General features: G+C 66.2%; 17 protein-coding genes and 1 tRNA gene. 4 read left to right on the forward strand and 14 right to left on the reverse strand.

The features are described 5' to 3' along the window. Nucleotides 1-8 precede the first annotated feature (8 nt). The 9 genes from AB0M88_RS01400 to AB0M88_RS01440 form a co-directional block, all read right to left on the reverse strand. Nucleotides 9-806, reverse strand: a complete 798-nt coding sequence (locus tag AB0M88_RS01400) for an ABC transporter ATP-binding protein (protein ID WP_364093703.1) — start codon at nt 804-806, stop codon at nt 9-11. Between the two features lie 9 nt (nt 807-815). Continuing rightward, a complete protein-coding gene (locus AB0M88_RS01405) occupies nt 816-1595 on the reverse strand; it encodes an ABC transporter permease (protein WP_364093706.1) in 780 nt (259 codons plus the stop codon). Continuing rightward, a complete protein-coding gene (locus AB0M88_RS01410; protein WP_364093709.1) occupies nt 1592-2368 on the reverse strand; it encodes an ABC transporter permease in 777 nt (258 codons plus the stop codon). The genes AB0M88_RS01405 and AB0M88_RS01410 overlap by 4 nt, the downstream gene beginning before the upstream one ends. Further along, nucleotides 2365-3327: an ABC transporter substrate-binding protein gene (locus tag AB0M88_RS01415; protein ID WP_364093712.1), complete on the reverse strand. Its 963-nt coding sequence runs from the start codon at nt 3325-3327 to the stop codon at nt 2365-2367. The genes AB0M88_RS01410 and AB0M88_RS01415 overlap by 4 nt, the downstream gene beginning before the upstream one ends. Nucleotides 3328-3463: 136 nt before the next feature. Further along, nucleotides 3464-4090: a GntR family transcriptional regulator gene (locus AB0M88_RS01420; RefSeq protein WP_364093715.1), complete on the reverse strand. Its 627-nt coding sequence runs from the start codon at nt 4088-4090 to the stop codon at nt 3464-3466. Then, nucleotides 4080-5084, reverse strand: a complete 1005-nt coding sequence (locus AB0M88_RS01425) for an amidohydrolase family protein (protein WP_364093717.1) — start codon at nt 5082-5084, stop codon at nt 4080-4082. Before AB0M88_RS01425 ends, AB0M88_RS01420 begins: the two co-directional genes overlap by 11 nt. Continuing rightward, entirely contained in the window at nt 5081-6019 is a 939-nt protein-coding gene (locus AB0M88_RS01430) for a VOC family protein (RefSeq protein WP_364093952.1), read from the reverse strand. The genes AB0M88_RS01425 and AB0M88_RS01430 overlap by 4 nt, the downstream gene beginning before the upstream one ends. Nucleotides 6020-6037: 18 nt before the next feature. Beyond that, the gene (locus AB0M88_RS01435) at nt 6038-6211 is read right to left on the reverse strand and encodes a hypothetical protein (protein WP_364093720.1); all 174 of its coding nucleotides are present in this window, start codon (nt 6209-6211) and stop codon (nt 6038-6040) included. Then, the gene (locus tag AB0M88_RS01440) at nt 6204-6914 is read right to left on the reverse strand and encodes a 4-carboxy-4-hydroxy-2-oxoadipate aldolase/oxaloacetate decarboxylase (RefSeq protein ID WP_364093722.1); all 711 of its coding nucleotides are present in this window, start codon (nt 6912-6914) and stop codon (nt 6204-6206) included. Before AB0M88_RS01440 ends, AB0M88_RS01435 begins: the two co-directional genes overlap by 8 nt. A 261-nt stretch (nt 6915-7175) precedes the next feature. Between AB0M88_RS01440 and AB0M88_RS01445 the strand changes: the two genes are divergently transcribed. Both AB0M88_RS01445 and AB0M88_RS01450 read left to right on the forward strand, forming a co-directional pair. Then, on the forward strand, nt 7176-8060 hold the full coding sequence (locus tag AB0M88_RS01445) for a LamG domain-containing protein (RefSeq protein WP_364093725.1): 885 nt from the start codon (nt 7176-7178) through the stop codon (nt 8058-8060). 191 nt (nt 8061-8251) lie between these two features. Beyond that, nucleotides 8252-8794: a DUF4240 domain-containing protein gene (locus AB0M88_RS01450; RefSeq protein WP_364093728.1), complete on the forward strand. Its 543-nt coding sequence runs from the start codon at nt 8252-8254 to the stop codon at nt 8792-8794. 3 nt (nt 8795-8797) lie between these two features. On the opposite strand, the gene dcd is transcribed toward AB0M88_RS01450, so the two are convergent. After that, nucleotides 8798-9376: a dCTP deaminase gene (gene dcd / locus AB0M88_RS01455; RefSeq protein ID WP_364093731.1), complete on the reverse strand. Its 579-nt coding sequence runs from the start codon at nt 9374-9376 to the stop codon at nt 8798-8800. Between the two features lie 75 nt (nt 9377-9451). On the opposite strand from dcd, the gene AB0M88_RS01460 reads away from it, so the two are divergent. Both AB0M88_RS01460 and AB0M88_RS01465 read left to right on the forward strand, forming a co-directional pair. Then, nucleotides 9452-9952: a pyridoxamine 5'-phosphate oxidase family protein gene (locus tag AB0M88_RS01460; protein ID WP_364093734.1), complete on the forward strand. Its 501-nt coding sequence runs from the start codon at nt 9452-9454 to the stop codon at nt 9950-9952. A gap of 54 nt (nt 9953-10006) precedes the next feature. Beyond that, nucleotides 10007-10077: transfer RNA gene (locus AB0M88_RS01465), tRNA-Gly, on the forward strand. 196 nt (nt 10078-10273) lie between these two features. On the opposite strand, the gene AB0M88_RS01470 is transcribed toward AB0M88_RS01465, so the two are convergent. From AB0M88_RS01470 to AB0M88_RS01485, 4 genes are all read right to left on the reverse strand, one after another. After that, on the reverse strand, nt 10274-10612 hold the full coding sequence (locus AB0M88_RS01470) for a PIN domain-containing protein (protein ID WP_364093955.1): 339 nt from the start codon (nt 10610-10612) through the stop codon (nt 10274-10276). Nucleotides 10613-10834: 222 nt separating this feature from the next. Next, nucleotides 10835-11170, reverse strand: coding sequence for a helix-turn-helix domain-containing protein (locus tag AB0M88_RS01475; RefSeq protein WP_364093736.1), 336 nt, complete (start codon nt 11168-11170; stop codon nt 10835-10837). Nucleotides 11171-11722: 552 nt separating this feature from the next. Further along, nucleotides 11723-13780: a hypothetical protein gene (locus tag AB0M88_RS01480; protein ID WP_364093739.1), complete on the reverse strand. Its 2058-nt coding sequence runs from the start codon at nt 13778-13780 to the stop codon at nt 11723-11725. Nucleotides 13781-13804: 24 nt separating this feature from the next. Beyond that, nucleotides 13805-14200, reverse strand: coding sequence for a hypothetical protein (locus tag AB0M88_RS01485; RefSeq protein ID WP_364093741.1), 396 nt, complete (start codon nt 14198-14200; stop codon nt 13805-13807). Between the last annotated feature and the right edge of the window lie 1114 nt (nt 14201-15314).

Here is a 15314-nt window from a genome sequence, read left to right on the forward strand (position 1 = left end):
AGCGTGTCTCAGGGCGCGGCCGAGACCGGGGTTCCGCCGCCGGAGCGCTTCGCCTCCTGGATCCGGGCGTAGACGTGTGACCGCAACTCGACGAATCGGGCGTCGGACCGGGTCGTCAGCTGGTCGCGGGATGAGGGCAGGTCGATGTCGAGGTCCTCGAGGACCTGGGTCGGCGACGCCGACAGCACCACGACCCGCTGACCGAGGTAGACCGCCTCGTCGATGTCGTGGGTGACGAAGAGCAGGGTCACGCCGGAGGCCTGCCAGACCGTGCGGACCAGGTCTTCCAGGTCGGCCCGGGTCTGCGCGTCGACCGCCGCGAACGGCTCGTCCATCAGCAGAACCCGCGGCTGGAAGGCGATCGCCCGGGCGATCGCCACCCGCTGCTGCATGCCGCCGGAGAGCTGCCACGGATAGGCCTTTCCCGCGTCGGCCAGCCCCACGGCGGCCAGCGACTCGGAGACCAGCCGGGTGCGCTCGCCGCGCGGCAGGCCCTTCGACTTGAGCGGCAACTCGACGTTCTCGGCCACCCGCATCCAGGGGAAGAGGCTCCGGCCGTACTCCTGGAAGACGATGGCCAGGCCGTCCGGCGGCCCGGTGACCGGCCGCCCGGCCACCCGGACGTCGCCCGAGGTCGGCGTGAGCAGGCCACCCAGGCAGCGCAGCAGCGTGGTCTTGCCGCAGCCGGACGGGCCGACGACGCAGACGAACTCGCCGTCCGAAACGGTCAGTGTGATGTCGCGCAGCGCCTCGACCTGGCGGCCGTGACCGTCATAGATCTTGCGCAAAGTATTGATCTCGAGCAAGGGATCCCCCTAGTTGCCGCTGCGTTCGGCGGCGCGGGCGCCGTGATACCAGTTCAGAACCCGCCGCTCGATCAGGCGGAAGACGAGCGCCAGCAGCACGCCGAGCAGGCCGAGGACGAAGACGCCGCTCCACATCTCGGGGATCTGGAAGCCGCGCTGGAACTCGATGACGGTGTAGCCGAGACCGTTGGTGGTGCCGAGCAGCTCGCCGATGACCATCATGATGATGCTGATCGACAGGGCCTGCCGGGCGCCGACGACGATATGCGGACTGGCCGCCCGCAGGATGAAGTTCTGCAGGCGGAGCCGGCCGGTGATGCGGTAGCTGCGGCAGGTGTCGGCGAGCACCTCGTCGACACCGCGTACGCCCTCGACCGTGTTGAGCAGCACCGGCCAGACCGCGCCGACGACGATGACCAGCACCTTGGTGGCGTCGCCGATGCCCGCGATCAGGATCAGGATCGGCACCAGCACCGGCGGCGGGATGGCCCGCAGGAACTCCAGCGTCGGCTCGACCAGGGCGCGCAGCCGGCGGTTCCCGCCGATCAGCACGCCGAGCGCTATCCCGATCAGAACGGCCAGGACGAAACCGACCAGCAGGCGTACGACGCTGGGCAGCGCGTCGCTGCGCAGCCGGTCGGCGGTCCACGTGTCGGGGAAGACCTCGATGATCTTCCGAAGTGGAGGCTCGTAGAAGCTCTGGCTGCCGGCGCTCGCGAACCACCACGTCACCAGCAGCACGACCGGCAGGCCGAGAGCGAGACCAGCCCGGCGGAGCAGGAGAGTCACAGCGGTAGCTCCCTTCGTACCGAGGGATGCCAGGCCAGCACCAGCCGCTCGGCCCGCCGCGTGACCAGGTTGGCGGCGAGCCCGATCAGTCCGGCGACGACGACCAGCGCGTACATCGGGGGCACGGAGTTGCTGGTCTGGGCCACCGCGATCAACTCGCCGATGCCCTTGGTGCCGCCGATCAGCAGTTCACCGGTGACGGTCAGAACGAGGGCCACGCTCGCCGCGAGGCGGATGCCCGTCATCGCGTACGGAAGGGTGGTCGGCCAGACCAGGCGCAACGCGCGCTGCCGGCGCGTGAGCCGATAGGAGGCCGCGGTCTCGCTCGCGACCGGGTCGACGTCGGTGACGCCGTGCAGCACCTGGATCAGCACCTGCCAGAACGACGCGTAGACGACCAGTAGCAGGATGGACCGGATCGGCGCGCTGAACAGCACGACCGCCAGCGGCAGCAGCGCCACCGACGGGATCGGCCGGAGGAACTCGATGGTCGACGAGGTGATCGCGCGCAGCACCGGCACCGAGCCGATCAGCAGCCCGAGCAGGATGCCGGCGACGACCGCGATCGCCAGCCCGATCAGCCAGGTCACAACTGTGCCCAGCACCGCCTGCCAGAACGCGCCCCGGCCGAACTCGTCGACCAGGGCCCGCGCGATGCGGCTGGTCGGCGGGAAGTATTCGGCCGGGAGCACGCCGATTCGCGGGAGGACCTCGAGCAGCAGTCCGAACAGGACGAGCCCGAGGACCCCCAGCAGCGACCTTCCTCCTCTCACGGGAGGAGCTTCGCGGTGTCGGCCGGCTGCTTGAGCAGGCCGTCGCCGACCATCAGGCTGCTCAGCTTGTCGAGCGACGCCTTGTCGATGTCGGTCGAGTATTTCGGCAAGGTCATCTTGGCCGCCACGTCCGACTTGATCGTGGTGTAGGTCGTGACGATCTGCCGGACCGCGTCGGGGTGCGCGTCGGCGTAGCTCAGCGATTCCTTCATCGCCTCACCGAAGCGCGAGACCAGATCGGCGTCCTTCGCGATCTCCTGCTGCGAGGTGAAGTAGCTCGAGATGGTCAGGTTGGGCTGGACGTCGGCGAACGAGCCGACGGTGTGCCAGCCCTTGGCCAGTGCCGAGGAGAGGAACGGCTCGACCACGAAGATGGCCTGCACCCGGCCGGCGTCGAGAGCGGCGGCCATGTCGGGGAAGCCCAGCTCGACGAACTTGACCTGGGCCGGGTCGCCGCCGTCCTTCCGGACGATCTGCTTGACCGTGGTGTCGACGATGTTCTTCAGCGTGTTGGTGGCGACCGTCTTGCCGGCCAGGTCCTTGCCCGACTTGATGGCCGGGTCTTTGACCACGACCATCCCGAAGTCCTTCTTCGGGTCGCCGGTCGCGTTGTTGCCGTTGGCCACCACCTTGATCGGCACGTTCTTGGACTGGGCCAGCATCAGCGAGACCACGTTGCTGAAGCCGAACTGGTATTGGCCGCTGACCACCGACGGCACGATCGCCGCGCCGCCCTGAGCCTGCTCGAGGGTGAGGTCGATGTTGCGCTTGGCGAAGAAGCCCTGCTCTTTTCCGATGTAGATCGGTGCCACGTCGACGATCGGGATGACCCCGACTTTGATCTTGTCGACGGTGCCCGGTTTTCCGGGGTCGGAGGAACTGTTCGAGCCACCGCAACCGGCCGTGGCGGCGGCCAGAGCGACGATGGTAATCAATGAGGCGAGCCGTTTTCTCGGCATGGCTATCAGCAACCTTTTCGGCGAAGGTGTGATGCGCGCTACATATCGAGAACCGTAGAACTCGCCGACAGGATTGTCAACGATCCTGCTCAGAGTCGCGATGGCCTGCCGAAACGACTGTCAACAATCGGGCCGACTAAGGGGCATCGATCTCCCGCAGCGCGGTGATGACGCTCGCGATGTGCTCCCGCATCGCCGCCTCGGCCGCCACCGGGTCATGCGCCTGGATGGCGGCGATGATCCGCTCGTGCTGGGGCAGCGAGACCGTCGGCCGGCCCGGATGCAGCGAAACCATGAACTGGTGGCGCACCAGCTGGCCGCGCAGCGTCTCGATGATCCCCTCGGCGGTGCGGTGCCCGGCGATGCGGCGAATCAGGCTGTGCAGGCGCTCGTTGAGGTCGCTGTAGCGGCGGAACTCGCCCGCGCCGACCGCGCGGCGCATCAGCAGGCCGATCTCGTCGAGCTCGCTCGCCTGCTCGTCGGTCACCCGGGCGGCGGCGCGGGCGGCGACGAGACCCTCGATGACCATACGGACCTCGGTGATCTCGACCGCCTCGTCGAGCGGGACCTTGCGTACGTGGGCGCCCTTGTTCCGCTCGACCTTGACCAGGCCGTCGGCGGCCAGATCCTGCAGGGCGGCCCGTACGTTGAAGCGACTGGCCCCCAGCCGCTCGCACAGCTGGGCCTCGACCAGACGCTCGCCGGGCAGGTATTCGCCCCGCAGAATGGCATCCCGCAGCAGGTCGTAGGCCTCAGCGGGCACGGTTGAGGCGGGGGTAGACCCGCCGGGCGTTGAGCTCATAGACCTTGTCCAGATCCGAAGGCGGCAGCTTGAGCGTCTCGACATAGCGCTTGGTGTCGTCGAAGTAGTGGCCGGTCTCCGGGTCGATGCCGCGGACCGCCCCGACCATCTCCGAGCCGAACAGCAGGTTGTCGACGTCGATGACCTCGAACAGCAGGTTGATGCCGGGCTGGTGATAGACGCAGGTGTCGAAGAAGACGTTGTTCATGACGCTCTCGTCGAGCGGCGGGCGCTTGAGCATGTCGGCCAGCCCGCGGAAGCGTCCCCAGTGGTAGGGCACCGCGCCACCGCCGTGCGGGATGACGATCCGAAGCGTCGGGAAGTCCTTGAACAGGTCGGACTGCAGGAACTGCATGAACGCGGTGGTGTCGGCGTTCAGATAGGCCGACCCGGTGGCGTGGAAGTTGGGATTGGTCACCGCCGAGACGTGCACCATGGCCGGCACGTCCAGCTCGACCATCGCCTCGTAGAACGGATACCAGCTGCGGTCGGTCAGCGGGGGTGAGTCCCAGTGGCCGCCGCTCGGGTCGGGATTGAGATTGCAGCCGACGAAGCCCAGTTCGAGCACGCAGCGCCGCAGCTCGGCGATCGAGTTGGCGATCGGAACGCCGGGCGACTGCGGCAGCTGGGCGACCCCGACGAAGTTGTCCGGATAAAGGTCGGCCACTCGGGCGATCAGGTTGTTGCACGCCTCCGCCCAGGCCCGGCTGACGCCCTCGTCGCCCTGGTGGTGGGCCATCGCCGAGGCGCGGGGCGAGAAGATCGTCAGGTCGACGCCGCGCTCGCGCATCAGCTTGAGTTGGCTGCCCTCGATCGACTCCCGGAGATCGCCATCCGAGATGTCCGGATAGCTCGGAGCGGTCAACCCTGCCTCCCAGGCGGCCAGCTGAGCGACACGCCATTCGGTGTGCGCGGCGGGAACCGTCGTGTAGTGGCCGTGGCAGTCGATGATCATGCGGGGTTCCCCTCGAGCGGCGGCGTTCCGTGCGTGTGGAAGGACTCGATCGTCTGCAGGCCCCACGCCTGACCGCGGGCACGCTCGGCCTCGGTCCAGTCGATCGGCTGCCAGTCCGGCGCCAGCACCAGCCGGGCGCCCGCGTTGCACAGCTCGATGCGGTTGCCGCCGGGCTCGTAGACGTACAGGAAGAAGGTCTGCTGGATCGCGTGCTTGTGCGGGCCGGTCTCGATGAAGACGCCCTGCTCGAGAGCGATGTCGGCGGCCCGCAGGATGTCGTCGCGGGAGTCGGTCGCGAACGCGATGTGGTGCAGCCGGCCCGCAGTGGCGGTGCGGTCCCTCGTGTAGACGGCGTCGTAGCCCTTGTTGGTGAAGGTCGTCCAGCTGCCGTTGACCGTGCCGTCGTCGAGCACGATCTGCTCGGTGACCATCGCGCCGAGCGTGTCACGCAGGAAGTCGCGGTTGGACTCGACCTCGACGCCGAGGAAGTTGATGTGGTCGAGCCGGCGCACGCTCACCCCGCGGGCCGGGTAGGCCTGAGCCTGATTCTTCAACGCCGGTTTCACCGCGGCCGGAGGCCGATACCACTCGGTCTCGTAGTACAGCCCGAACTCGTGCCCGTCCGGGTCGGTGAAGACATACGTCGGGCCGTACCCCGGATCGCCGTCCTGCCAGGCGCCTTCACCTATCTTGGCGACGAGAGCGGCCAGCGCCGACGGGTCAGCCGCCCGCAGGTTCGTGCGCCCGACTCCCGAGGTCGCGTGCGCGGTCAATTTGACCGTGATGTTCTCGTAGTCGTCCCACGCCCGCAGGAAGACCGAGTCACCGGCCGAACCGTTCTCGGTCAGCCCGAGATAGCGGGTGAAGAAGTCGAGGCTCTGCTCGGGAACCGGGGTGCGGATCTCGATGTGGGCCAGGTGGGCGATCTGGTGCATCGGGGGCACGGCGTCTCCCTAGAGTGTGCGCGGAAACAGCTTGCGGGCGCTGCGAACGACGCCCCCGACTGCGGTGCCGAGCTGCGGGAACAGGAAGTCGACATCGGACTCCGGGTGCTGCGGGCGGCTGATCACGGCGGCCTTGCCGGTCTTGCGCACGCCGGTCTCCTCGTACGCCGTCGAGCTACGCACCGTCGCCGTCCTTGACGTACTGCTCGTAACTCAGGTATTCGAGGCCGAACTCGGGCAGGCGCGACCTCAGGCCGTACCGATCGAGGCCGAGCTCCCCGGCCGCGAAGGCGGCCCGCGAAACCTCTTCCTTCTCCATCCGGGCCTGCGAGGCGCGGAGCGCTCTCGCGACGTCGCCGCGCGGCACCACCGTGACCCCGTCGTCGTCACCCAGCATGACGTCGCCCGGGTGAACGACCTGCCCGCCGAGCACGATCGGCACGTTGACCGCGCCCGCGGTCGCCTTGACCGTCCCCTGTGCGCTCACCGCCCGTGACCAGACCGGGAACCGCATCTCACGCAGCGCCGCGACGTCGCGGACACCGCACGCGAGGATCGCGCCGCGCACCCCACGCTGCTGGAGCGAGGTGGCGAAGAGCTCGCCGAACATGCCGTCGGTCGACGGGGAGTTGGTGGCCACGACCAGCACGTCGCCGGGCCGGCACTGCTCGACCGCCACGTGGATCATGAGGTTGTCGCCGGGCCAGCAGAGCACGGTGACCGCGGTGCCACCGATCTGCGCGCCGGCCCACGCCGGGCGGAACTCGGGCCCGAGATAGCCGGTGCGGCCCACGGCCTCGTGGACGGTGGCGACGCCGAAGCCGCCCAGAGTCGCGGCCTCGCCGATGTCGGCCCGCGGGGGATCGGTCACCACGACGGTCCTCATCCGGACCTCCCAGATCTTGTCTTCCGTTCCCTCGTTCTTCCGTTCCCGAGCCTAGGTGGTGGCTGTGGATTGTCAACAATTTAGCCGACAGAAATCGGTACGGCCCTTAACTATTGAGGTTCAGAAGCATCTTGACCTGCGGATCTGCAGATTGTTGACAACATCGCCCGCCTTCGCCGTGCTATCAGCTCGGGGCGATATCACACTCAGCCGCCCGAGGGGTGGTTTTCCGTGTTCTCGGTCAATCCGGACAATAAACCCATGTCACGCATCTGGTGGTGCTTCGGTTTGACGGGGACGCTTCTCATCGCGGCCGGGCTCACCCTCAGCCGGTCCAGCGCCGCCTTCGACCCCCGCCCGGCCGCCACCGCCCTCTTCCCCTCCGTAATGCCCGTGTCGGCCCCGCCCACCGTCAAGCCGACCAGCCCGGCCGTGGCCGGAATCCTGCCCAACGAGGGATCCTTCGCGCCGCCGCTGCCGACCGGAAAGGTCGCCGTCGCCGGCGGCCCGGTCAGCCTGCACTACAGCTTCGACGGCGGCGTCCGGCGGCCGATCACCGACACCAGCGGCGCGCACGAACTGCTGCCACTCGGCCAGAACGGCGGCGAACTGCGGCTCGTCCCCCAAGGCTCGGGGTTCGCCGTCGCCTACCCGCGCCGGTGCACGCTGGCCCGGGACCGGGACTGCCCGCGGGCGATCCTGCAGGGTCTGCGCGACGACAGCCTCAACCCGGGCACCCGGCCAATGGAGTACGGCGCGTCGGTGCTGATGACCCGCTCCGACCTCGCCGACGGCGCCAACGTCGTGCAGAAGGGCTACTCGGTCGGCGGCGGCAGCCAGTACAAGCTCCAGGTCGACCACCTGCTCGGCCACCCCAGCTGTGTGATCGCCGGCCAGCGGCACTGGATCTACCGCGCCGAACCGTGGATCGACGTCGCCGACGGCCGCTGGCACGACCTGACCTGCTCCCGCACCTCGGACCGGCTGGCCATCACCGTGGACGGGGTCGAGCGGGCCTGGGTCCGCGTGCCGCCCGGCCTGTCGATCGCCAACCCGGAGCCGTTGCGGGTCGGCGGCAAGGGCCCGGCCAAGGGGAACGACCAGTTCGCGGGTGAGATCGACGACGTCTTCGTGTCGATCAACTGAATGGTCCTGCCTTCCGCGGGCCGCCTTGCCCTGGGCCGCCTTCCGCGGGCCGCCTCTTCCTGGGCCGCCTCTTCCTGGGCCGCCTCTTCCTGGGCCGCCTCTTCCTGGGCCGCCTCTTCCTGGGCCGCCTTCCCGGGGTCAATCCGGCGGAGCGCCGGAAATAGGTCGGACCTCGGTGAGAAGCTCCAGAAGTGGAGTTCTGGGACCTGATCGACGCGGCCCGCGCCGAAGCCGCGCACATGGCCGAATGGCCGAGCGGCATGCAGGTCGGTGACGCGGTCGCCCGCCGGCTTCCCGGCCTGCAGCCGGTGCAGATCCTCGAGTTCGACCTGTGGCTCCGAGGCCAGGCCGCGATGGCCGACCACTGGGAACTGGGCGCCGCCTGCTACCTGTTCAGCGGCTACGTCTCGGAGGACGGCTTCGCCGAGTTTCGCTTCGGGCTGGTGGCCCTGGGCCGCGCCGACTTCCACCGCGTGCTGGCCGAACCCGACGCCGGGCTGGCCGCGCTGCCGGTGGTGCAGGCCATCGCGGCGGGCCACGCGTCCCCGTTCACCGTCCACGCGGAACGCCTGCAGTCGGCCGCCTCCGACACCTACGGCGACCGCTACTGGGAAGACCGGGCTGACCTGCCGATTCTCCACCCGGCGCCGCACTTCACGCGGGCCGACGTCCCGCTGATCCCGACCCGGCTGCCCGGCTTGCACGCGCTCTTCCCCAAGCGTGCGGTGCTTTAGCCCTCAGGTGGTGGGCCAGGTGCGGAAGTTGTGGGACGAGCGGCTCGGAGTCGGGCCGCGCTGGCCCTGATAACGACTGCCGTAGACGGCCGAACCATAGGGATGCTCGGCCGGACTCGACAGGCGGAAGATGCAGAGCTGCCCGATCTTCATCCCCGGCCAGAGCTTGATCGGAAGGTTGGCCACGTTGGACAGCTCCAGCGTGACGTGCCCCGAGAAGCCCGGGTCGATGAAGCCCGCCGTCGAGTGCGTGAGCAGACCGAGACGGCCCAGGCTGCTCTTGCCCTCGAGCCGGCCCGCCAGCTGATCGCCGAGGGTGATCACCTCGAGGGTCGACGCGAGCACGAACTCGCCCGGGTGAAGCACGAACGGCTCACCCTCCGGCACGTCGACCAGCGCGGTCAGCTCGTCCTGCTGCTCGGCCGGGTCGATGTGGGTGTAAAGGTGGTTGTTGAAGACCCGGAAGAACCGGTCGAGGCGCACGTCGATGCTGGACGGTTGCATGAGCGCGGGCTCGAACGGTTCCAGGGCGAGATCGCCAGCCTTGATCTCGGAGACGAGGTCGCGGTCGGAGAGCAGCATCGCAACACCATACCTAGCTGCATCTTCCGGGTGTTTTGGTGGGCATCTCGAACAGATGTTCGATAGAATCACGGCATGGCTTCCTGGTCCGATTTCGCCGCCGCCGAACCGACGCTCGCGGCGGGCATCCGCGCGCTCCTCCAGCAATACGGTCCCGGCATGGCCTACCTGGCCACCGTGCGCGCCGACGGCGCCCCGCGCATCCACCCGGTCTCCCCGGTGATCACCGACGAGGGCCTCTACTGCTTCATCGTCAACTCCCCGAAGCGCCGCGACCTCGACCGCGACGGCCGCTACGCCCTGCACTCCTATCCCCCGGAGGAAAACGACGACGAGGCCTACCTGTCCGGCCGCGCCATCCCCGTCCGAGACCAGCGCGTCATCAACACCCTGGCCGACTCCCTCCGCGCCTCCCACGCCGTCGACTGGCGCCTCTACGAACTGCTCATCGACACGGCAACCCTGCGCCGGCACGGCCCGGTCGGCGCGCTTCCGCTTGCCGCAACTCCAGCCGTACGCTCGATGGCCCGCACCTGGCGAGCCGAGTTAGCCCGCCCCTTCGCCGTCGCCAGCTGAGGGCCGTGCCGGTGCCGCCAAGTCGCCCCGGGATCGGGTACAGTGAGCGGCGCCGCGGGTGTAGTTCAATGGCAGAACATCAGCTTCCCAAGCTGACAGTGCGGGTTCGATTCCCGTCACCCGCTCAGAGGCAGGGGTCTGTGTCTGCGGTAAGCGCAGACCGGGCCTCTTCGCATTTCTCCTGGGGGCCGAGCCCCCAGACCCCACGGTGCGGTGGTCGCTCTGGGCGGCGTGGAATCGGCTTCGTGCCACTACGGTGTTCATTCACGCCTTGGTGGTCCGCTTCGTTAGGCGCGACGTCGAGCGACACTGTCGGGGTGGTCAGCCGCTGGCGCGGAGTTCGGCCACGCTGATTGCCAGACCGGAACGCTCAAGCCGATCGAGTACGTCGTCGACGCTTCCAGGCGGGTTCCGCCATGAGTCGGCGATCTGCTGGACAGCTGCGTAGATGACGCTGCGGTCAAGACTGATCTGGTCGCGAACGAACTCCTCGGGTGACTTCGGATCGATCTCCCAAGAACGCAGTGCGTCGGCTGGGAAGTCGCGGAAATTCGCGGTCACGATGACCTGCGCCTTCGCCTTGATCGCAGCCACCAGCACGTGTCGATCGTCAGGGTCCGGCAGCTTCAGGGAGTCGATGAGGATCTCGTAGTCCGTAATTTTCCGTCGCGAACCGCGCGCCCCATCAACTCTCGAGTTCTGGCGAGCCGCGAACTGTCGAGATCCGGTCGTTGCCTCCGAAGAGCATCGAACATCTCGTCAAGAATGTGGTCGGTCCATTTTTGCCTGCGCGAGACCCGACCGAGCGATCCGGATCAACAAGTCCCGCAGAGCACTCGGATAAAGGACGCTTGCGTCGTAGACGACAACGAAGGCCATGAGTTAACTCAGGTCCATGTCCTGCGCAAGCTCCGCCAGTTCATCGGCTGCAGAGCGTCGTCGCAGGTCGTCTCGGTGCTTGTAGCGCAAGACCGAGCCGGCCAGCACTCTGCAGTGAGTTCCGACCTTTCGATACTCGATCTCGCCCGCCTCCAGCAGGCCGATGAGGTAGGGCCTCGAAACGTTCAGCAGCTCCGCCGCCTGCTGTGTGGTCAGCTCGGCGTGAGCCGGCACCACCGAGACGCTGTGCCCGTTGGCCATGTGCGCCAACACTCGTGCGAGCAGTTCCACGGCGCCGCGCGGCACGACCAATTGCTCGCCGTCCTCGCCATCGACCACTCGGACCACCGCAGGCCCCTCGGTGTGCCGGCGGAGATAATTCTGCACGCGGGGCAGAGCCATCAATCGGGGCCAAGGGCGGCCGCATCCGGCCACCTAGCGTTGGTCGGTACCCCAGCGGCTTCGGGTAGGGACGCCACGATTCGTTTTGACGGTTATGTCTAGCTCTGCGTCAGGTGCAGCACCAAGTTTGGTCAGGAGCGGCGCGGTGGGCGTGCTGCGTTGGCGGTCGACCGTCCAGAGCGCGGCGCAACATCCCTGCCAGCCGCCCACGATCTTGCGAGCCCTGGGCCATTAGTGGGCCAATAGCGCAGGTCATCGGAGGTAACTCCAGGCCACTCGATGCCACGCTGATCTGCGACCCGGGGGTTCATCCAGCGATCTTTTACGGTTCCCAAGCCGACAGTGCGGGTTCGATTCCCGTCACCGCTCGTCTCGTCACCGCCAGGGGGTTTGTCACCCTCCTCGGCGGTCGTAGCGGATTACAGGAAGAGTGCGGTTTGTTGGCCGTCCGGCCTCCCGCACGGCTTGGCGGTGCCTTCGTTATCGACCTCATCTAACCAATCGCTCGATGAGCTCCATTAACGCAATAAATGATTTATCTTTGTAATCCGCAAGGCGATCACACCAAAGTAGTGATGGCTGGCTATTTCCAAGTGCTCTCGACGCTTGCAGGAGTGCCGTCACCAATGCGTCGGCGCCACCGAATTCGCGGGGGTCGATGCCGAGAGATTCGCGGGATCGTGACGGGTATTGCTCTTCGTCATAGAAGGGCGATCCGGGCATGCATGTTAGCGCTGCTGCCTGCGTCAGCAACGGGCGGAGACTATCTTGCTCTATGCCCTGCTCGTACACACGTTTGGCATTCAGGGCGAGCAGGCTCATTGAGACAATGACGTCTTCTGGATTTAGCTTCGGAGTAAGGCGGTCTGAGATGGAAACCTGGGCTGCCCAGTACGCTGGCCACCAATAGCCGGACGTTCCCAGTGCCGCAGCCATCTCCTTCCATGCACCGCGAGTTTGACTAACGTGTTGACCCCACTGCGCAGAGTCATCGAGCCGTGTTGCATGAATCTCCCAGACTTCCGTCAAAGCGGCCTGCGATTGTCCTAGGTCACGTAGCACCCCGGAAAGGGCAATAAAGCTGTTTAGGTCCTGGGGAGCAATCGCGCAAACAGTTCGGCACAACTGGAGTGCTAGGGGCCCAGTCAAGTCGCGGGAGAGATTGCTGCTCATCAACCGCCGTCCGATATCCTTCAGTTTGCCGAAGCCCCCACGAAAGCCGTTTACCCCTCCGACGTACTGAACATCACCGAGGAACTTCTCCAAGCTTGACTCGACCTGAAGGTTCGACTCCTCGGTGAGAGCAAGCTCTAGCATCCCCTTGGAAATACTGGGATGCCGCGCAAAGAAGGCCCGCGACGAGGTGCTTACGAAGAACTCTCGCTTCATCGGAGCCTCGACCAACGGCCGCAAGTCAGACACTGGAACTCCGAGAAATCGGGCGGCAATATCCCGCGGTACACCCTCAAGCCCGCTTAGGTCCACCACCGCGAGCACCACCAGGAACTCCGCCAGCGACATGCTGGAGCCGCCTGGATGAATCACGGCTAGCCGAGACAAGAGAGAAGTTAGACGTGACCGTAAGCGTTCCGAGTCGAAACGCATGGCAAGAAGGCCGCCCATGAACGCCTGACGTCCCTCGGTCGCGCGGCTGGCATCCAGCATGTCTTGCGATATCTGTTTAACGTTCCCGGTGGCGAGGCGCGTGGGTCGACTGAGTGAGCAATTAACCCAGTTCTCGGCCACGATTTGGGCATCGGCTTGGTCAACTCGATCCAACGGCAGCGGAGGGAGAACTCTAAATGATGGAGCCCACCGATCAGCTGTACTGAATTTCCATCCGAGTAGATCCCGCTCTCCGTTCCAGTCCACGTCCCGACTAGCCAATAGGAAATGCAGGAAGAGACCTTCCTCATGTAACTTACTTCCGGCTAATCTGTCGATGTCCGTAAGAAGCGCCTCGGCATCGTCGGAGGCAATGAGAATCGTCGTTCGTGATTCCCTCATTTTGGCTAGATTGTCAGGCGTAAGCCTCGCCTCAGCGGCGCTCCGCCAGTAGATCGCATCAAAGTAATTCTCTTCCGCGAGTAGCCTGATGGCCTGAAGGAGAACTGTCGACTTGCCATCTCCAGTGGCTCCACCAATGCGGACCAGAATACTTCGGTCTTCGAGATCGTTGAGTTCGAAGGCCTTTAAGACTTTCTTTACTACTGGTCGAGGACGTAGCTCCGGGTGACATACGTCCCTCCAATCTGGTGCCAGACCGTCGAAGTACTCCGCAAGATCCGCACGTGGCTTTTTCTTCGCCAGGAACTGTTCCGTGATGCGCACCCATCCGACCAGCGGAGAGGATGACTCCGCTGGTCGCGGTTGGAGAGCTTCAGCGATGTGCCCAACTAGATCGGCGGCTTCATCCGGGTCCAAACCTCGATTGGCGTAGAAATGGTTGTGCTGAGTTCCACCATCTCCGGTGTAAAGGCCGTCAGCGTGTGGGGCTTCCACACTGTACCTTGCATCCCCGCTGGTCGATTGCTCCCCGGTATCCATTTGCGAGTGGCCAATCTTAGGTGGTCAGGAGAAGGTGTTGCTCTGTGTTCCGCCGTCGCCGATGTAGACGCCCTTAGCCTGTGAGGCGTCGACGTGAAACTTCCTAGATCTTGCGCTGGCTGGGTCCACGAGCGTCAGCAACCGCTGCGCCGTTGCCAACAACTCGGCATCGTCGTCGACACCTGTCGCGGTTAGCGCCTGGCGCAACTGGCTCTCCCAGACGGCCGGCTCGACTTGGTTGGTGTCGAGCACATTTAACACCTCTGCCTCCTGCGGTGTACCCGATACTCGGTGCACCAACAGACCGCGCAGACCAGCGTAGGCATCTTTCACGGCCGCTGAAGCCACATCCTTCGCCCCGGCCACCCCACCGGCGGCCAATGCCCCAACGATCACCGACATCGCATCAACAGCAGCCATAGCGAGACCTCCAGAGAGTCGACAAATCCAAAGTTGTGATGCGGCCGCTTTAGGTCGTTGCGGGCGTGCAGGCCTGACTTGCTCAACTGCGCTTGAGAGCCCGGCATATGGCTTCACGTACGGCATAACCGCAGTTGCAGTCTACGCAACATCGACATCCATGACATCTGCCTACACCTGGCAACGCCGGACAGGAACCACCAAACGGGCACCACGCGGCGATGATCGACAGACCTAGCGCACGAAGGAGGCGGAATGAATCACCCGGCAACAAGATCGACGGCTATTGAAGGGCCATTGCGGCAGGCCACGGGTGGTCTCTCCAGGCCACTCGGTGCCGCTTCTACCAGCAGCCAGAGTAATCGAAGTGGCGATCTTGTACGTTCCCAAGCTGACAGTGCGGGTTCGATTCCCGTCACCCGCTCGTCGTTGGGAGCCCCGGTCCGCACACTGCGCGGACCGGGGCTCCTCGCATTTTTCCTGGGGGCCGAGCCCTCAGACCCCGCGTTGCGGTGGGTGCGCGCCGTGGATCGGTGCGGGTCTGCTTCACGCGGTTCGCTCCGGCTTCGCGCAGCTGGTTACGGGCGCCGATTGTGGGGCTAGGTGGGCGGGGCGGCAGGATGGCTTGGCGCCAGGTGATGGCGTGTAGGTGGGGGCGCGGCCGGTGTAGCGGAGGCGCTGGGCCGCGGTGCCGTCGGGCTGACCCAGACCTCGGCGTTGGGGCGGCACGCCTGCCGTTGGGGGCGGCACGTCGGCTTCGTGCAGCGGCCAGTGGGATTCGCCCGGCGGGCAGAGGCTGGACGAAGGAGACGCGGAAGTCCGTTTCCGGTGCTATCGCTCAGGAGATGCGGCTGAGACTCGGCCAGGGTGTGGTCGGGCGGGGCCGGATAGCCGCGACGGGTCAGCGGCACGACCGGCAGCTTCAGAACCTCCGGGCGCCGCTTGAAGCCGGCTCGGTCGCGTCCCGCGCGTGAAGTCATCGATGGCGGGGTAGCGGCGTGGTGAGGCGAGCTATGTGGAGCGATGCGGGCGGCCTATGACGTCGTCGCCGGGGACTATGAGGAGCTGGACAAATCGGGATCGACCTCTCGCCGTGGATGGTTGAGGTGGCGCG

This window comes from Actinoplanes sp. NPDC051411 (assembly GCF_040682075.1).
GTDB lineage: Bacteria > Actinomycetota > Actinomycetes > Mycobacteriales > Micromonosporaceae > Actinoplanes.